This is a genomic window from Sphingomonas sp. NPDC092440 (genome assembly GCF_044754985.1).
Lineage (GTDB): Bacteria > Pseudomonadota > Alphaproteobacteria > Sphingomonadales > Sphingomonadaceae > Sphingomonas.
In genome coordinates, this window is the sequence record NZ_JBIVQA010000004.1 from 293,146 (window position 1) to 309,665 (window position 16,520).

Genomic DNA, 16,520 nt, shown 5'->3' on the forward strand with positions numbered 1-16,520 from the left:
CGCCTTCGGCCAGAATGCGCGCGGGGGCAAGCCGCTCACTTGCCGTCGCCCAGCATCAGCGCGGCGGTCGCCTTCGCGCTGCCGACCACGCCGGGAATGCCGGCCCCGGGATGGGTGCCGGCACCGACGAAGAACAGGTTGTGGATCGCATCGTCGCGATTATGGGTGCGGAACCAGGCGCTCTGGGTGAGGATCGGCTCGAGGCTGAAGGCCGAGCCCAGATGCGCGCCGAGATCGTCGCGAAAATCGGGCGGCGCATAGCTGAACCTGGTGAGGATACGATTCCCGAGGTCCGGAATCAGCCGGCGCTGGATTTCGGCAAGGATACGCTCCTCCAGGATCGGGGCGATCTCGCTCCAGTCCGCCGGGAACTTGCCGAGATGCGGCACCGGGCAAAGCGCATAGAAGGTCGCATGGCCGGCCGGTGCCATCGTCGGATCGCTCGCGCTCGGATGGTGGAGATAGAGCGAGAAATCCTCGCTCAGCACGCCGTGATCGAAGATGTCGGCGAGCAGGCCCTGATAGCGCGGCCCGAACAGCACCGAATGATGCGCGATCTCGGGAAAGGTCCCGCGCACGCCGAAATGGACGAGGAACAGCGACGGCGAGAAGCGCTTGCGCACCAGCGCCTGCGCCGCGCGCTGGCTGGAGCGCGAGCCCTTCAGCAGATCGCGATAGCCATGGACCACGTCCGCGTTGCAGGCGAGCGCATCGACCTGCAGCTCCAGGCCGCCCGCCGTGCGCACCCCGGTGACGAGATCGCCCAGCGTGTCGATGCCGGTCACCGGATCGCCGAGCCGCAGCGTGCCGCCCAGCCGCTCGAAATGGCGGACCATCCCGGCGACCAGCCGGTTGGTGCCGCCCTCGGCCCACCAGACCCCGCTCTGGCGCTCGAGCTGGTGGATCAGCGCATAGATCGCGCTCGCGGTCATCGGGTTTCCGCCCACCAGCAGCGTGTGGAAGGAGAAGGCCTGGCGCAGCTTCTCGTTACGGATGAAGCTCGCCACCTTGGCATAGACCGAGCGCCACGCGCCATATTTGGCGAGCGCCGGCGCGGCGCGGACCATCGACATGACGTCCTGGAACGCGACATGGCCGAGCTTCACATAGCCTTCCTCGTACACGCCGGCGGCATATTCGAGGAAGCGGCCATAGCCGGCGACATCCTGCGGCTCGAACCGCGCGATCTCGGCGGCGAGCTGGTGATCGTCGTTGGAATAGTCGAAGCGCGTCCCGTCGGGCCAGGAGAGGCGATAGAAGGGCGTGACCGGCTTCAGCTTCACATCGGCGGCCATGTCGTGCCCGGAAAGCTGCCAGAGTTCGCGCAGTGCCTCGGGCGCGGTGATCACCGTGGGGCCGGCGTCGAAGGTGAAGCCGTCCTTCTCCCAGAAATAGGCGCGCCCGCCCGGCTTGTCGCGCGCCTCCAGCACCACCGTGTCGACGCCCGCCGCCTGCAGCCGGATCGCGAGCGCCAGGCCGCCGATCCCGGCGCCGACCACGACGGCCCGCTTCACCGGAACGACTCCCGGATCGCCGCGAGCGCGCGGCCGATCGGCACCGGCGGCTTGCCCGAAACCAGGCGCAGGCGATCGGCCAGGGTGGAATGCCCGGCATAGAAGCGCCCGATCAGCTGCGGATCGAGCCGGTAGAAGCGCTGGAGGATGCGGTAACGCTCCGCGGGTTCGGCGGCCTTGAACAACATGGCGGCGAGCATGCGGTAGAAATGGCGGCGGCGCCATGTCGATCGGGCGAAATCGTGCAGCAGCCGGTGCAGCGCCGGCCCGCCAAGGTCGCTCGCGGCCGCGACCAGCGTGGCGGTGCGCACCGCATCGGGCAGCGCGTAGCTGGTGAGCGGATGGAACAGGCCGGCGCGCGCGCCCGCCTTGGCGACCTTGTTGCCGCCCGCCTGCCAATAGGCCTCGAAGTCGCCGCCCATCACCACGGGCAGCGCGCCGCCCTCCTCGCGCACGACGCGATCGACCTGCCAGCCCTGCGCATCGGCATAGGCGGCGATCCGCGCGCCGAGCAGCGCCGCATCGAAATCCGGGGTGTCGCTGTAATAGGTGTCCTCGACGAACGCGCAGGTGGGGCCGAACGGCAGCGCATAGACGAACCGGTAGCCGTCCAGCTGCTCGACGGTCGCGTCCATCAGCTTCGGCCGCGCCAGGCCGTGCGCTTCGCCCAGGGCCAGCTCACGGCCGTAGAATTTCTGCCAGCCGCAGCGCAGCGCCGCGAGATCGGCGGGGCCGCGGCAATCGATCACGCCCTTGGCCTCGATCCGGTCGCCATCGGACAGGACGACCGCGGTGGGACTGGCGGCAAGCACCTTGCGCCGCGTCATCACCGCCTGCGCGGGCAGCTCGGCGCGGACGACCTGGTCGAGCCGGCGCGATTCGATCGAATAATAGCCGGTGCGCAGGGTCCGCGAGACCGCCGGAAAGGCGACGTCGTAGCTGGTCCAGCCATGACCGATCAGCGGCGCGGTGAGCCAGCGGTCCCCCGGCGCGACATCGGTGGCGAAGAAGGACCAGAGATGGTTGCCGCCGATCCGGCTGCCGCCCTCGACGATGCGCACGTCGCAATCCGGGCGCTTGCGGCGCAGGGCGAGCGCGATCAGTCCGCCGGCCAGGCCCCCGCCGACAATCGCCACGTCGCAGTTGATCGTTGCGGGCATGACACAGGCCTAACCCAGCGATTCGCGCGATTCCAACAAAAATGCCCCTTCCGCGCCGGCGGAAGGGGCAGGTGTGGCGGGAGAGGCCGCGATGCGGCCGCGCCCGGAGCCCGGGAGGAAGATCAGGCCGCCTGGAGCAGCGGCCATTCGGCGGCCATCGCCCGGGCCACCGCCGGGCGGGCACGAACGCGCTCGCGATAGGCTGCCAGCACCGGCCATTCGGCAAGCGGCACCTTCGAATATTCGCACCAGTTGAGCACGGCGAGCAGATAGGCGTCCGCCACGGTGAAGCGATCGTCGAGATATTCGCGACCCTCGAGATGCTTCGACAGCACGGCGAAGGGCCGGGCGTGGCGGGCCCGGGCGGCATCCTGCTCGGCCGCGCCATAGCCCTTGCCGAGAATCGGCATGAACACCGCCTTGTGCAGCTCCGTGCTGACGAAGTTCAGCCAGGCGAGCATCCGGTAATGCCCGTCGGAAAAGCCGGAGAAGCTGAGCGCGCCTTCGGGCGCCAGCTCGGCGATATAGGTAAGCACTGCCGGACCTTCGGTGAGCACGAAGCCGGTGCCGGTCTCGATCGCGGGGACATAGCCCATCGGCGAGATCTCGGTGAAATCGCGCCCGTCCGCCAGGCGCAGATCCTTGGGCACCTGGACATATTCGGCGTCGAGCCCGGCTTCCTCGAGCGCGATGCGCGCCGCGAGCGAGCAGGCGAAAGGCGTGAAATAGAGCTTCATCCCGAGTCTCCCTTGATTTTTGTACGATCCCGCACAAAAATAGGCGCGTCAAGGAATTTAATGCGAAACGATACAAAAACAGCGTCGCGCGGGCGGGGACGGCCGCGCAAGTTCGACGAGGAGGCGGCGTTGCGCGCCGCGCTCCAGCGTTTTCGCACGCTCGGCTATTCCAACACTTCGCTCGACGAGCTGGCCGCGGCGACCGGCGTGAACCGGCCGAGCCTCTATGCGACGTTCGGCGACAAGAAGGCGCTGTATCTCGCCGGCCTGGCGCGCACCCATGCCGTGATCGATTCGACCTTCGCCGCGCTCCATGCGGTGGGCTATCCGCCGGAGAAGATGCTCAAGGCGCTGTTCCTCGGCGCGATCGAAGGCTTTCTGACCGGCGAACATGGCCCCTCGGGCTGCATCGCGGTCAATACCGCGGCGGCCGAAGCGGTTACCGATCCGGACATCCGCGCGGCGCTGGCCGCGTTCATGGCATTGCAGGACGGCTGGATCGAGCGGCTGATGGCGCAGGCGGGAAGCGCCGACCCGCGCGGCGATGCCCAGATCGCCGCTTCGGTGATCCATTCGCTGAGCACCCGCGCCCGGGCCGGCACTTCGCGCGACGACCTGATCGCGATCGCGAAGAAAGCGACCGCCCTGCTGCTGGCCGAAGCAAATACTCTTCGAAATCCGGACGACGAAACTAAATAGCTTTATTATCAATCCGCAATCGACCGCCCTGCATTACATGTCCATTTCGGCGCCGAACCTGTTTGACTCCCAGTAGAACGGGCGCAGCATCCCCGCACCACGACTCATGGGGAGAAATGGACATGCAGGCTCTATCTTGGCCGTCGCTGGCCCTCGTTGCGATGCTCGCCGCCGGCTATACGGCATTGGATACCAGGGAGGCGTCGCTTCCCGCCGCAGCCGACGCATCGGCCGTGCCGGCCAATGCCTGTGCGAGAGTCAAGACGACGGGCTGGAAGGCATGGCTCGACAAGATGCCCGGGCCCGGTTCCACGCCGACGCTTCATGTGCTCGGAAAGGCGACCACGCCCACGGCCGGCTGGAAGCTGGCGCTCCATCGGGGCATCCTCGACAAGGCCCTGCCGCCGACCCAGCGCTTCGATTTCATCGCCACCGCGCCGACCGGTCCGGTCCCGCAGGTCGTGACGACGCAGGACGTGAAGGCCGAGGTCAAGCCGGCGCTGCCGAGATACCGGGCCGTCACGATCTTCTGCGACGGCAAGGAAATCGCGACGATGCCCGTCAGGATCGTGACCTGAGCCGAGCGGCGTCGAGGATCGCGCGCGCCCGCGCCAGATCCTCGTCGTCCACCATCACGCGCACCGGGATCAGCAGGTACGAGCCATCGGCGATGCTGGTCCCGGCGTCGAACACGAAGCTGGGGATGTCCTCATCCTCCAGCCGCCCCTGGACGATGAAGGCTTCCTGCCGGTCGTACCGGCCCAGTTCGACGAGCGGCATCAGCGGGGCTCCTGCGTGGGATTGCGGACGGGCAGCCCGTCGATGCTGTGCGTGCGCACCGCATATTTGGCGAGGCGCAGCGCGGAATCGTGCGTGGCATGATATTTGGCGAGCGTCTCGCGCTCGCGCTCGAAGCGCATGTGCGGCACGCCCCAGCCGCACGAGGTCTGGACGCTCTCCACCGTCATGTCGAAGATCTGGCGCGTGCCCGGCAGCAGCGTGAAATGCGCCCGCAGCGCCGCCCAGCCTTCGTCCTGGGGCAGCACCGGCACGGCGCGGCCATAGAGGCGCAGGATCAGGGCGGGATTGTCGAACGCGCAGAACATCAGGGTGATGCGCCCATCGGCGACCAGATGGGCATGAGTCTCGTTCCCCGATCCGGCGACGTCGAGATAGGCGATGCGATCGGGCCCGAGCACGCGGAAACAGTCCATGCCCTTGGGGCTGAGGTTGACGCGGCCGCCGGCCGCGGCGGTGGCGACGAAGAACAGGGGCTGGCGGGCGATAAAGGCGCACTGATCGTCCGAAAGCACGTCGAAGAACCGGGCCATGCCGCCGGCTACACCTGGCGCGGGCGGCGCGGGATGCCCGGCACGCATTCGAGATGGGCGCGGTCCCAATGGCCGAGATCGGCGACGGCGTCATAGCTTGCCTGAAGGAAGTCGCGCAGCACCGCCCGCGGATCTTCCGCCAAGCGCACCGCGTCATAGTCGAGCAGCCATTCGCCGAGCGCGGCGTCGTAATAAGCGGGCGCCGGGATCTGCGCTTCGGCATGGCCGGCGGGCGCCGGATAGCCATAGGCGTAGAAGGCCGCCTTCGGGAACGCGTCGTTCCCGGGCCAGAAGCCGGCGCTCGCTTCCTCATGGCTATAGGCTTCGCAGGTCACTGCGTCGGGCAGGCCGGCAATGCCCCCCGGATGCAGCGGGGCCGTCCGCCCGGAGAAGCGCGTCACCGCCAGGTCGAAGCTGCCCCAGAAGAAATGCACCGGGCTGGCCTTGCCGAGAAAGCCGGTGCGGAACTGCTGGAAGACGCGATCGATCCAGAGCAGCGCGTGGTGGAAATCGCGCACCGCCTCGCCGTCCCACGGGCGGGACTCGACGTCCTGCGCGAAGGGGACGGCATCCGGCATTTCGCTCGGCACGCCGTTGAACGTCACCGGCGTGCCGAGCGCGGCGAGCGCGCCGGTCAGCGCCGCATGGAAATCGGCGATGCTGCCCGGGCCGAGCGGCAGGCTGGCCTCGCCCCCGGCATCGGTGGCGAGGCGGAGTTCGCCCACCTGCAGATCGAGATCGAGCTGGAGCGTCGCTTCGGCACAGGGGATCGGGCCGGTGGTGAGGCCATGCACCGTGGGATAGAGCGCCACGTGCCAGCCATGGTTGAGCCAGGGCGTCCGCGCGAGGCGAATCTTGCCGATCATCTGGGTGATCAGGTGCAGGTGCCGCGCGGTCTCGCGCCAGCCGGACCAGTCGAGTCGGGGCAACGCCTGGGTCATGCCCGGATCCTATCCGATCGGCCCGGCGAACAACAGCTTCCATGCCGCGACGACGAGCCAGTGGCTGGCGACGCAGGGCCAGATGCTGCCGGTCGCACGATAAAGGCGGACGAGCAGCGTGCCCAGCACCGCGACGATCGCCAGGAAACGCGGATCGAGGAAGAGCGCCGACCAGGGCGGGCCGAAGCCGAGCGCCTGCAAGGGATGCCAGAGGAGAAAGGCAGTGACGGCCAGCACCGCCTGCCATGCCGGGAAGGGCTGATCCGGCCTGGGCACGAGCAGCGCGCGAAACGCCAGTTCCTCGCCCAGCGCGGGCACCAGCATCAGGCCGAAGAAGCAAGCGAGCCAAGGCGCACCGAACGGCATCGGATCGAACCGGGCAAGCCCGGTCGCGAAGGCGAGCAGGGCGATGACAGGCAGTCCCCAGAGCAGTTCCCGGCCCGCCCGCCGCCAGCCATGCGCATCGGGCCAGGTGGCGAACGCCGCGTGAAGGCGACGCCCGGCCGATCTCACGCCGCGGTGCCGCCCACCGTCAGCCCCTCGACCAGCAGGGTCGGCTGGCCGACGCCGGCCGGCACGCTCTGCCCGCCCTTGCCGCACATGCCGACGCCCTCGTCGAGCGCGAAGTCGTTGCCGATGCCGGTGACGCGAGTGAGCACCGAGGGGCCGTCGCCGATCAGCGTCGCGCCCTTGATCGGGGCACCCAGCTTGCCGTCCTCGATCTTGTACGCCTCGGTGCAGGAGAAGACGAACTTGCCCGAGACGATGTCGACCTGGCCGCCGCCGAACGACTTGGCGTAGATGCCCTTCTTCACGCGGCTCAGCAGCTCGGCGGGATCGTCCCGGCCGCCCTTCATGAAGGTGTTGGTCATGCGCGGCATCGGCGCGTGCTGGAAGGATTCGCGGCGGCCGTTGCCGGTGGGCGCCACGCCCATCAGCCGGGCATTCAGCCGATCCTGCATATAGCCCTTGAGAATGCCGTCCTCGATGAGGACCGTCTCGCGCGTCGGCGTGCCTTCGTCGTCGATCGACAGCGAACCGCGCCGGTCGAGGAGGGATCCGTCGTCGACCACCGTGACTCCCGGCGCCGCGACCCGCTCGCCGATCCGGCCCGAAAAGGCCGAGGTGCCCTTGCGGTTGAAATCGCCCTCGAGCCCATGGCCCACCGCCTCGTGGAGCAGCACGCCGGGCCAGCCCGGGCCGCACAGCACGGTCATGTCGCCCGCCGGCGCGTCGACCGCGTCGAGATTGACCAGCGCCTGGGCCAGCGCCTCGTCGATCGCGCGGTTCCAGGTCTCGGGCCGGAAGAGATTGTCGTAGAGCGTGCGCCCGCCCAGCCCGAAGCTGCCGGTCTCGCGCCGGCCGTTCTGCTCGACCACGATCGACACGTTGAGGCGGACCAGCGGGCGGACATCGGTGGCGACGAAGCCGTCGGCCCGCACGATCTCGACCACGCTCCACGAGCCGGTGAGCCCGACCGAGACCTGCGCCACGCGCGGATCGCGGGCGCGGGCGGCGGCGTCGATCGCCTGGCACAGATTCACCTTGTCGGCGAAGGGCACCAGGTCGAGCGGATCGGCATGGGTGTAGAGATGGCGGTTGTTGCCCTGGGGCGGCGGCGCCTTGGCCCGTTTCGACGGATCGATCAGCGCCATCGTCTCGGCGGCGCGGCGAATCGCCGCGGGCGAGATCTCGTTGGCATGGGCGAACGCCGTGGTCTCCCCCGATACGGCACGCAGGCCGAAGCCCGATTGCGTGTCGAACGAGGCGGTCTTCAGCCGGCCGTCGTCAAAGCCGAACGCCTCGGTCTTGCGATACTGGAGATAGAGTTCGCCATCTTCCGCGCCGCGAAGCGCCTCGGCGGTGAGCGTCGCCGCGGCATCGGGATCGAAACCGTCGCGATAGAGGAAGTTGCGTGGATCGCTGTACATGCCGCAGATATAGGGGCGCCGCCGACGGACGCCATATGGCTTCGCACCTGCGGCAGCCACTGCCTCCCTATATTGCGGGCCGGGCCGGCGCGCGGAAGATCGCAAAGGTCGTGCACGCGGCAGATTCCCGGCGCGCCCACCTTCCCTGTTGCGCCGGAAATAGCGGGCATCCCGCAATATTCTTGCGCAAGCCCGATCCTATTTTTCCAACGGAATCAGAAAGCGGCCGGGCCGTGATCCCGGCTGCGCGAGCCAGGCAGGCGAAATCCTGATTTGCAACCGCACGGCGTGCAGGAACGGCGGCGCAGCCCCGGATCGAAGCGTGATCCGCCCTAGATGCTCGCGCCGGCCGGATGATCCGGCAGGCGGCCCTGGTCGGCGCCGTCGGCCGGGCCGCCGATCAGCACGAAGCGGCGATCGCAATAGCCGCAATCGACATAGCCATGCTCGTCGATCTGCAGGAACACCCGCGGATGGCCCAGGGCAGCGGGCAGGCCGGGGCCGGTGCCGTCACAGGCGACGCGGGCGGAAGCGGTGCGGATGGTCTCGGGCAGGGGCGCGGTCATGAGTCGCCGATAGCAAGCGCGCTCGCGTCCCGCAACGATGCGCGGGATTCGGCGGCGCTTGCCTATCGGCGCCGTGTGTTAGTATCCTGTCACGCCATGACGAACCGGTTCGATATCGTGCCGCCCACCCCGAAACAGGCCGCACAGCTGACCGCGGTGCTGTGGGGCGCGACGATGTCGGTGATCATACCCGGCTCGTTCGTCTCGGGGCAGATCGTGGGCGCGGGCGAATGGATCACCCTCGCCTGGGGCACGGGCGCGGCGATCCTGCTGGTCGCATTGCCCTATGCCGTGCTGCGCTGGGCGGTCGGCAAGCGATTGCGGCTCGCCATCCCGGCCGGAGTCGCCGTGCTGCTCGGCACGGCGATCCTCCAGATGGTCCTGGACTATGCTGGCCAGTTCGCGACCCACGAGTTCATGGCCACGCGCATTCCCGACCATTCGGGCCAGGCGCTGCTCCTCGTCACCGTGATCTACCTGTTGATCGACGCATGCAATCTCTCGCTGTTCGTCATCACCGGCACGATGCGGAAGATCCGCCTGCGCGAGCGCGAGCTGGCCGAGGCCAAGGTGGCGTGGCTGGAGGCCGAGCTCACCATGCTGCGCCTGCAGCTCAATCCGCATTTCCTGTGCAATTCGCTCAACGTCGTCTCCAGCCTGATCGTGACCGGGCGCACCGCCGAGGCGAACCAGATGGCAGAGGGGCTCGCCAATTTCCTCCAGGCATCGATGGACATCGAGACGCAGAGCCTGCCGCTGGCCGAGGAACTGGAAACGGTGGAGCGCTATCTCGAGATCGAAGGCGCGCGCTTCGGCGAGCGGCTGGAGGTCGGGATGGAAGTGGCGGCCGGGCTTGGTGCCGTATCCGTGCCGAGCTTCCTGCTCCAGCCCCTGGTCGAGAATGCGATCAAGCATGGCGTGGAGGCAGTCTCCGGCAGGAGCGAGATCGCGATACGCGCCCACCGCGAGGATGACATGCTCGTGCTGACGGTGGAGAATCGCTGGGAGGGGCAGAACCCGCCCCGGGGCCGGCACGACGGGCATGGCATCGGCCTGGCCAACACCCGTACCCGGCTGGAAATGGTCTATGCGGAGGCCGCCTCGCTCGAGGGCGGACCGATCGACCGGGGCTATCGCGCGACGATCCGGCTGCCGATCCCCCCTGCCGACGGGCTGCGCGACGCCGCCTGACGCCCCACGCCGCCGCCGGGCCTTTGCCGAGCCGCCGCAACGCGATATGCGCGGGGCATGACTCAGGCTGCGATCGCGATCCAGGATCTCTGCAAGACCTATCAGGGCGGCAAGCGCGCGCTCGACGGGGTGACCTTCGACGTGCCGCGCGGGCAGATATTCGGGCTGCTCGGCCCGAACGGCGCCGGCAAGTCGACGCTGATCAACATCCTGGCCGGGCTGGTCAACAAGACCGGCGGCGCGGTCTCGATCTGGGGCTTCGACATCGATGCGCATCCGCGCAACGCCAAGGCGAGCATCGGCATCGTCAACCAGGAGATCATCTTCGATCCCTTCTTCACGCCCAAGGAGACGCTGGAGATCCAGGCCGGGCTCTACGGCGTGGCCCGGGGCCGGTTCGACGCGATGGAGCTGCTGCGCGCGGTGCATCTGGAGGACAAGGCCGATGCCTATTCACGCACGCTTTCGGGCGGCATGAAGCGCCGGCTGATGGTGGCCAAGGCAATGGTGCATTCGCCGCCGGTGCTCGTGCTCGACGAGCCGACCGCGGGCGTGGACGTCGAGCTTCGCCAGCAGCTCTGGGCCTATGTGCGCCAGCTCAACCAGCGCGGGGTGACAGTGGTGCTGACCACTCATTATCTCGAGGAAGCCGAGCAATTGTGCGACCGGATCGCGATCATCAACCACGGCAAGCTGATCGCCAACAAGCCGACGCGCGAGCTGGTGGGGATGGCGCAGGAGAAGGTGGTCGAAGTGACGGTCGACCGCGACGTGGCGGCACCGCCGGCCAATGCCTGTTTCCAGAAGGTGGAGATGAAGGGCGCGCGGACGCTGGTGATCACCTATCGCAAGGACCAGGCGAATGCCGGCGAGGTGCTGGGCGCGGTGCAGGGCGCCGGCCTCGGCATCGTCGACGTCTCGACCCGCGAGGCGGACCTGGAGGACGTGTTCCTCAACCTCACCCGGGCGGCCAATAGCTAGGCCGGGGCCGGCTCAGCGCCGCCGGTGCCGCGCGAAGAAGGCCCACATCGCGTCATTGTCGGCAGCCCAGACATGGCCGGCGCCGCGGGTGATCCGGCCGAGCACCTCGGCACCGGCGCGGCAATCGGAATAGCGCACCTCATATAGCGCCGCGCCCAGCGCGCGTTGCGCCGGGCCGGCGCGACAGCCATCCAGGTCCGACCAGCGGGCGAGCGCCATCGCCATCGTATATTGCCAATAGCCCGCGCCGCCGCCCTGGATCGGGTTGGTCCTGTCCGCGTCTCCGGCGAAGGCGATCACAGGAACGGCGCGCGACGGCGTGCAGGTGGCGGGATCCGGCACGCGCGGATTGCCCGCCAGCGGATTGCCGGCGCGCAGGCCGACCACCGGCGCGATCGCGGCGAAGCGATCGGCGGCGACGCAGCCCAGCCAGCTGCTCATCCGCCCCCCGCCTGAAAGACCGGTCGCGTACACGCGGGTCCGGTCGGCGCAGCGATTGGCCGCCAGCCAGTCGATCACGTCCTTCAGGAACGCGACGTCGTCGGCATCCCCCGGGCCGGGGATCTTGCCGGTGACCGTGGGAACGCCCGGGATGTTCCAGACGAAGCCCTGCTGTACGGGGATGCCGGCGTCGGGCGCGACGACGATGAAGCCGTGGCGATCGGCGGCCGCAGCGAGCTTCGAATTCTCGAATATGCCCTTGCCGCTGCCGCCGCTGCCATGGAGCAGCAGGACGAGCGGCGCCGGGCGCTTGCGCGAAAAGCCGGCGGGCAGATGCAGCATCGCCAAGCGCCCCGTCTGGCCCACCGCGACACGCACCGTCTCGCCGGAAGCGCCCAGGGTACAGCCGGCAGCGGCGGCGGGTGCGGCCCAGAGCGCCGCCAGCGCGGCCGTCGCGAAACCCAGGCTTTGGCGGCGCATATCTCTCTCCCGTTGCCAGCACCCCTGCCTAGCGCCTAGTCCGGGCGGGAACCAGCCGAAGAGACATCCAGCGAAGACATGGCGCACGATCCCCATAGCAGTGACATCCTCGTCATCGGATCGGGCGCGGCGGGGCTCACCGCGGCGCTCAACCTTGCCCAGCGCTTCAAGGTGACCGTGCTTGCCAAGGGCGGCTTCGCCGAAGGATCGACCGCCTGGGCGCAGGGCGGCATCGCCGCGGTGCTGGAGCCGGGCGACACGTTCGAGAGCCATATCGAGGACACGATGATCGCCGGGGCCGGGCTCAACGACCGCGCGACCGTGGAGATGGTGGTGGAGAACGCCCCCGCCGCGATCGCCCGGCTGGCGGAGATCGGCGTGCCGTTCAACACCGAGGGCGGCGCATTGCACCTCACGCGCGAGGGCGGGCACAGCCATCGCCGCATCGTCCATGTCGACGACGCGACCGGCCTGGCGGTGCAGACCGCGCTGCTCAAGGCGGCGCAGGCCAATCCCAACATCACCCTGGTGCCCGACATGGTGGTGATCGACCTCGCCACCAGCCGGCACGAGGAACGCTATTCGGGGGCCGGCAACGTCTGGGGCGTCTATGCCTTCAACCGGCGGACCAACCGGGTGGAGCTGTTCACCGCGCGCGCCACCGCGCTGGCGACCGGCGGCGCGGGGCGCACCTACCTGTTCTCCACCGCACCGCGCGGCGCCACCGGCGACGGCATCGCCATGGCCTGGCGCGCGGGCTGCCGCATCTCGAACATGGAGATGATGCAGTTCCACCCGACCTGCCTCTACAATCTCGAGGTCAAGAACTTCCTGATCACCGAGGCGGTGCGCGGCGAAGGCGGGCGCCTGCTCCTGCCCCCGGATGCCGGCGACGAAGCGGGCCGCCGCTTCATGCCCGATCTCGATCCCCGCGCCGAGCTGGCCCCGCGCGACATCGTGGCGCGGGCGATCGACCATGAGATCAAGCGGCTCGGCCTCGATTATGTCCATCTCGACATCAGTCACATGGGCCCGGAGTTCGTGAAGCAGCACTTCCCGACCATCCATGCCCGGCTGCTCGACCTCGACATCGACATGACGCGGGAGCCGATCCCCGTCGTCCCCGCCCAGCACTATACCTGTGGCGGCGTGGTGATCGATCGCGACGGGCGCACCGACCTGCCCAATCTCTATGCCGCCGGGGAAGTCAGCCAGTCGGGGCTGCACGGCGCCAATCGCCTGGCGTCCAACTCGCTGCTGGAATGCTTCGTGTTCGGCGAGGCGGTGGCGAGCCACATCACCGCGCATTGGGGCGACCTTGCCCCGCCCCCCGCCATCCGCCCCTGGGACGAGAGCCGCGTCACCGATTCCGACGAGGAAGTGGTGATCAAGCAGAACTGGACCGAGATCCGCCGCTTCATGTGGAACTATGTCGGCATCGTGCGCACCACCAAGCGGCTCGAGCGCGCGGCGCACCGGATCAAGATGCTGCGCGATGAAGTGGCGGACTATTACGGCCATTTCCGCGTGACGCCCGACCTGATCGAACTCAGGAACCTGCTCGAGAGCGCCGACCTGATCGTCCGCTCCGCGCTCCACCGCAAGGAGAGCCGCGGCCTCCACTACACGCTCGACTATCCCGAGATGCTGCCGGTGGCGGTCGACACGGTGCTGGTGCCCTGAGCCGCGCGCGGATCTTCTGGGGCGCGATCGCCCTGGCGGCGGCGCTCCGCATCGCCGCCGCGATCCCTTTCACGGTCGGCTGGTTCGACGAGATCTGGCAGTATCTGGAGCCCGCCTGGCACCTGGTCGCCGGCCCCTGGGTGCAGACCTGGGACTATCGCGCAGGCCTGCGCAGCTGGCTGATCCCCGAGCTGCTCGCCGGGCCGATGGCGCTGGGGCACGCGCTCTCGCCCGACACCACGCTCCATCTGCTGCTGGCGCGGCTGATGCTCGCGGCGCTGTCGCTGGTGATCGTGGGAAGCGCGGTGTCGCTGGGGCTCCGGCTCTCGCGGCTGCACGGGATCGTGGCCGGGTTCGTCGCGGCGACCTGGTTCGAGCTCGTCTATTTCGCCCCGCGCGCGCTTTCCGAACCGATCGGGCTGGCGCTGCTGATGGGCGCGATCTGGCTGCTGCTCGCGCGCGGAAAGCCGGGTGGGAAGCCGGGTGGGAAGCCGGGTGGGAAGCCGGGGCCGCGCCAGTTCGCGGTCGCCGGGCTGCTGATGGGGCTCTGCTTCGTCGCGCGCATCCAATATGCCCCCGCCTTGCTGACGCTGGCGATCCTCACCGCGCGGCGGGAGTGGCGCGGCGCCTGGCTGCCGCTGATCGCGGGCGGCTGCGGGGCGCTGGCGATCGACGCGGCCGCCAATCTCGCCATGGGCGCCATGCCCTTCCGCTGGATGATCGAGGCGGCGCGGATCAACCTGATCGCCGGGCGCGCCGGTGCCTATGGCGAGATGCCCCTCACCGGCTATTTCTCGCTGATCGCCTGGTACTGGTATCTCGCGACGGCGCCGATCCTGCTGCTCGCCTGGATCGGCGCGAAGCGCTACCCGGTGCTGCTCTGGGTGGCGCTGGCGCATCTCGGCTTCCATGCGCTGATCGGGCACAAGGAATATCGCTTCGTGCTGGCGAGCACCGCGCTGCTGGTGATCCTGGCCGCGATCGGCAGCGCCGAGCTGCTCCGCCGCGTGCCCCGCCGCCGGCTGGCGCTGGCGACCATGGGCACGCTCGCCTTGTGGGGCACGGCTTCGGCGGCGCTCGCGGCGGGGCATTTCCGCCCCAACTGGTCGCTGGAGGCCGATCTCGCCGCCGCGCTCGAACGCGCCGGCCGGCCGGCCGCCACCTGCGGCCTCGCTCTCTACCGGCCGCGCGACACCGTTGCGGGCGCCTATGCGCTCTATCGCCGCGCTACGCCGATCTACCTGGTTCGGACGCCGGCGGAAGCCGCGCGCCATGCGGGCGCCTTCGACGTGGTGGTGGCGCCGCGTGCCCATGCCGGGGAACTGCCGAAGCAATATCGGCTCGAGGCCTGCGCCGCCCCCGGCCTCACCGACGCGCCCGGCTGCGTCCTGCGCCGCGCCGGCGGCTGCACGCCCGATCCGGCCGCGCCCGAGATCAACGCATGGCTTCGCGCCAGCGGCAACTGAACCTCCGGACTTTCCCCGCATTCCGCCGAAAAATCGCGGTGCGTTTTCGCTGCGTTCACGCTTCACCGCTACAAGACGGGTATTCGTCGCAACCCGGCATGGCGCGGACTTTCCCGCGAAACACATCCGCCGCATGGTCGGAGACGGGCAAGGGGTCGTGTTAAGTGTTTAAGTTCGAGGACTTCTCGACGTTTCAACGTGCAGTGACCATCGCGGGCCTCGGCCCGGCGATGCTGGTGGGTTGCACCGTGCACGGCGATCCGTCGCTCGCCACCTATCTGCCCGCCGCCTATGGCGTGAGCCTGGCCTTTCCCTGGGGCGACGCCAAGGCGAAGAGCTCGGCATGGAAGCCGACCGCGCCGGCGCCCCGCGCGCTCGACCAGGCGATCCGCGGCATCACCGGCAATTTCGAGGGCCTTGTCGGCGTCGCGGTGACCAGCATCGACGATGGCTGGATCGTCGCCGCCAATGGCGAGCGGCCGATGCCGCAGCAGAGCGTGTCCAAGCTCTGGGTGGCGATGACCGTGCTCGACCAGGTCGACCAGGGCAGGATCCGCCTCGAGGACCCGATCACGATCACCCGGGCCGATTTCACGCTGTTCCACCAGCCGGTCGCCGCGCTGGTGAAGGGCGATGCCGGCTATACCGCCAGCGTCGGCGAGATCATCCGCCGCGCGATGCAGATGAGCGACAACACCTGCAACGACAAGCTGCTGCGGCTGGTCGGCGGGCCCGACGCCGTTCGCAGCTTCCTCGCGCGCAAGGGCATTACCGGCGTGCGCTTCGGCCCCGGCGAGAAGCTGCTCCAGGCCGGCACCGCGGGCCTGGCGTGGAAGCCCGAATATTCGATGGGCAACAGCTTCGCGATCGCCCGCTCGCGCCTTTCGCCCGCCGTGCGCCTCGCGGCATTCGAATCCTATGTGAAGGATCCGCCCGACGGCGCCGCCGCCGCCGGCATCTCGGTGGCGCTCGCCCGGCTGAAGCGCGGCGAGCTGCTGTCGCCGACCGCCACTGCCTGGCTGCTCCAGACCATGGACGGCGCCAGGACCGGCCGCGCCCGCGTGCACGGCGCGGTGCCGCCGGGCTGGACCTATGGCCACAAGACCGGCACCGGCCAGGATCTGGGCGCGCGCACCGCGGGCTTCAACGATGTCGGCATCCTCACGGCGCCCGACGGCAAATCCTATGCGCTGGCGATCATGATCGGCGACACCCACCGCCCGGTGCGCGAGCGCCAGCTGCTGATGCAGCAGGTGGCGCAGGCGATCGTCGCCCATCGCGACTAGCGCGCGGCAACGCGGCGGAGCACGCCGCGCGCATGACCGCGGCGACCGCATCCCGCCAATGGCCGATGACGCCGGCGAAATGCGCGCCGGAGCGCTGCCCGTGCCGGGAATCG

Annotated in this window: 17 protein-coding genes; 7 read left to right on the forward strand and 10 right to left on the reverse strand. The window is 69.1% G+C overall.

Annotated features, from left to right (window positions below; genetic code table 11):
* Positions 1-35 precede the first annotated feature (35 nt).
* The 3 genes from ACIQCS_RS09200 to ACIQCS_RS09210 all read right to left on the reverse strand — a co-directional run bounded on the left by ACIQCS_RS09200 (position 36) and on the right by ACIQCS_RS09210 (position 3,411).
* On the reverse strand, positions 36-1,514 hold the full coding sequence (locus ACIQCS_RS09200) for a phytoene desaturase (RefSeq protein ID WP_345849543.1): 1,479 nt from the start codon (positions 1,512-1,514) through the stop codon (positions 36-38).
* On the reverse strand, positions 1,511-2,674 hold the full coding sequence (gene crtY / locus ACIQCS_RS09205) for a lycopene beta-cyclase CrtY (protein ID WP_345849542.1): 1,164 nt from the start codon (positions 2,672-2,674) through the stop codon (positions 1,511-1,513). The genes ACIQCS_RS09200 and crtY overlap by 4 nt, the downstream gene beginning before the upstream one ends.
* Positions 2,675-2,796: 122 nt before the next feature.
* A complete protein-coding gene (locus ACIQCS_RS09210) occupies positions 2,797-3,411 on the reverse strand; it encodes a glutathione binding-like protein (RefSeq protein ID WP_345849541.1) in 615 nt (204 codons plus the stop codon).
* A gap of 60 nt (positions 3,412-3,471) precedes the next feature.
* Between ACIQCS_RS09210 and ACIQCS_RS09215 the strand changes: the two genes are divergently transcribed.
* Positions 3,472-4,110 (forward strand): TetR/AcrR family transcriptional regulator, encoded by a 639-nt coding sequence (locus ACIQCS_RS09215; protein ID WP_345849540.1) that lies wholly within the window; start codon positions 3,472-3,474, stop codon positions 4,108-4,110.
* A gap of 122 nt (positions 4,111-4,232) precedes the next feature.
* Positions 4,233-4,688 carry a hypothetical protein gene (locus ACIQCS_RS09220; RefSeq protein ID WP_345849539.1) on the forward strand — a complete coding sequence of 152 codons (456 nt, stop codon included), beginning with the start codon at positions 4,233-4,235 and terminating at the stop codon, positions 4,686-4,688.
* On the opposite strand, the gene ACIQCS_RS09225 is transcribed toward ACIQCS_RS09220, so the two are convergent.
* The 6 genes from ACIQCS_RS09225 to ACIQCS_RS09250 all read right to left on the reverse strand — a co-directional run bounded on the left by ACIQCS_RS09225 (position 4,672) and on the right by ACIQCS_RS09250 (position 8,879).
* Positions 4,672-4,890, reverse strand: coding sequence for a DUF2007 domain-containing protein (locus tag ACIQCS_RS09225; protein WP_275912636.1), 219 nt, complete (start codon positions 4,888-4,890; stop codon positions 4,672-4,674). The two genes, ACIQCS_RS09220 and ACIQCS_RS09225, sit on opposite strands and share 17 nt — an antisense overlap.
* Positions 4,890-5,441: a pyridoxamine 5'-phosphate oxidase family protein gene (locus tag ACIQCS_RS09230; RefSeq protein ID WP_345849538.1), complete on the reverse strand. Its 552-nt coding sequence runs from the start codon at positions 5,439-5,441 to the stop codon at positions 4,890-4,892. Before ACIQCS_RS09230 ends, ACIQCS_RS09225 begins: the two co-directional genes overlap by 1 nt.
* A gap of 8 nt (positions 5,442-5,449) precedes the next feature.
* On the reverse strand, positions 5,450-6,382 hold the full coding sequence (locus ACIQCS_RS09235; RefSeq protein ID WP_345849537.1) for a DUF5996 family protein: 933 nt from the start codon (positions 6,380-6,382) through the stop codon (positions 5,450-5,452).
* Between the two features lie 9 nt (positions 6,383-6,391).
* Positions 6,392-6,895 carry a type II CAAX prenyl endopeptidase Rce1 family protein gene (locus ACIQCS_RS09240; RefSeq protein ID WP_345849536.1) on the reverse strand — a complete coding sequence of 168 codons (504 nt, stop codon included), beginning with the start codon at positions 6,893-6,895 and terminating at the stop codon, positions 6,392-6,394.
* Positions 6,892-8,313: a metalloprotease TldD gene (gene tldD, locus ACIQCS_RS09245; RefSeq protein WP_345849535.1), complete on the reverse strand. Its 1,422-nt coding sequence runs from the start codon at positions 8,311-8,313 to the stop codon at positions 6,892-6,894. Before tldD ends, ACIQCS_RS09240 begins: the two co-directional genes overlap by 4 nt.
* A gap of 332 nt (positions 8,314-8,645) precedes the next feature.
* Complete coding sequence (locus tag ACIQCS_RS09250; RefSeq protein ID WP_280277492.1) at positions 8,646-8,879, reverse strand: zinc-finger domain-containing protein; 234 nt, start codon at positions 8,877-8,879, stop codon at positions 8,646-8,648.
* Between the two features lie 96 nt (positions 8,880-8,975).
* Between ACIQCS_RS09250 and ACIQCS_RS09255 the strand changes: the two genes are divergently transcribed.
* Both ACIQCS_RS09255 and ACIQCS_RS09260 read left to right on the forward strand, forming a co-directional pair.
* Positions 8,976-10,070 (forward strand): histidine kinase, encoded by a 1,095-nt coding sequence (locus ACIQCS_RS09255; protein ID WP_345849534.1) that lies wholly within the window; start codon positions 8,976-8,978, stop codon positions 10,068-10,070.
* Positions 10,071-10,127: 57 nt separating this feature from the next.
* Complete coding sequence (locus tag ACIQCS_RS09260) at positions 10,128-11,051, forward strand: ABC transporter ATP-binding protein (protein WP_345849533.1); 924 nt, start codon at positions 10,128-10,130, stop codon at positions 11,049-11,051.
* 12 nt (positions 11,052-11,063) lie between these two features.
* Here the strand turns inward: ACIQCS_RS09260 and ACIQCS_RS09265 are convergent, their stop codons facing one another.
* Entirely contained in the window at positions 11,064-11,972 is a 909-nt protein-coding gene (locus ACIQCS_RS09265) for a PHB depolymerase family esterase (RefSeq protein WP_345849532.1), read from the reverse strand.
* A gap of 78 nt (positions 11,973-12,050) precedes the next feature.
* On the opposite strand from ACIQCS_RS09265, the gene nadB reads away from it, so the two are divergent.
* From nadB to ACIQCS_RS09280, 3 genes are all read left to right on the forward strand, one after another.
* Complete coding sequence (nadB, locus tag ACIQCS_RS09270; protein ID WP_345849531.1) at positions 12,051-13,655, forward strand: L-aspartate oxidase; 1,605 nt, start codon at positions 12,051-12,053, stop codon at positions 13,653-13,655.
* A gap of 32 nt (positions 13,656-13,687) precedes the next feature.
* Entirely contained in the window at positions 13,688-15,121 is a 1,434-nt protein-coding gene (locus ACIQCS_RS09275) for a hypothetical protein (protein ID WP_401530690.1), read from the forward strand.
* A 164-nt stretch (positions 15,122-15,285) separates the two neighbouring features.
* A complete protein-coding gene (locus ACIQCS_RS09280) occupies positions 15,286-16,407 on the forward strand; it encodes a serine hydrolase (RefSeq protein ID WP_401530653.1) in 1,122 nt (373 codons plus the stop codon).
* The last annotated feature ends 113 nt before the right edge of the window (positions 16,408-16,520 follow it).

What these genes read in the sequence shown, in the direction of transcription:
- crtY (WP_345849542.1), bottom strand. Translation starts at nt 2,674, where the DNA reads ATGCCCGCAACGATCAACTGCGACGTGGCGATTGTCGGCGGGGGCCTG.
- ACIQCS_RS09210 (WP_345849541.1), bottom strand. Translation starts at nt 3,411, where the DNA reads ATGAAGCTCTATTTCACGCCTTTCGCCTGCTCGCTCGCGGCGCGCATC.
- ACIQCS_RS09215 (WP_345849540.1), top strand. Translation starts at nt 3,472, where the DNA reads ATGCGAAACGATACAAAAACAGCGTCGCGCGGGCGGGGACGGCCGCGC.
- ACIQCS_RS09220 (WP_345849539.1), top strand. Translation starts at nt 4,233, where the DNA reads ATGCAGGCTCTATCTTGGCCGTCGCTGGCCCTCGTTGCGATGCTCGCC.
- ACIQCS_RS09225 (WP_275912636.1), bottom strand. Translation starts at nt 4,890, where the DNA reads ATGCCGCTCGTCGAACTGGGCCGGTACGACCGGCAGGAAGCCTTCATC.
- ACIQCS_RS09230 (WP_345849538.1), bottom strand. Translation starts at nt 5,441, where the DNA reads ATGGCCCGGTTCTTCGACGTGCTTTCGGACGATCAGTGCGCCTTTATC.
- ACIQCS_RS09235 (WP_345849537.1), bottom strand. Translation starts at nt 6,382, where the DNA reads ATGACCCAGGCGTTGCCCCGACTCGACTGGTCCGGCTGGCGCGAGACC.
- tldD (WP_345849535.1), bottom strand. Translation starts at nt 8,313, where the DNA reads ATGTACAGCGATCCACGCAACTTCCTCTATCGCGACGGTTTCGATCCC.
- ACIQCS_RS09250 (WP_280277492.1), bottom strand. Translation starts at nt 8,879, where the DNA reads ATGACCGCGCCCCTGCCCGAGACCATCCGCACCGCTTCCGCCCGCGTC.
- ACIQCS_RS09255 (WP_345849534.1), top strand. Translation starts at nt 8,976, where the DNA reads ATGACGAACCGGTTCGATATCGTGCCGCCCACCCCGAAACAGGCCGCA.
- ACIQCS_RS09260 (WP_345849533.1), top strand. Translation starts at nt 10,128, where the DNA reads ATGACTCAGGCTGCGATCGCGATCCAGGATCTCTGCAAGACCTATCAG.
- ACIQCS_RS09265 (WP_345849532.1), bottom strand. Translation starts at nt 11,972, where the DNA reads ATGCGCCGCCAAAGCCTGGGTTTCGCGACGGCCGCGCTGGCGGCGCTC.
- nadB (WP_345849531.1), top strand. Translation starts at nt 12,051, where the DNA reads ATGGCGCACGATCCCCATAGCAGTGACATCCTCGTCATCGGATCGGGC.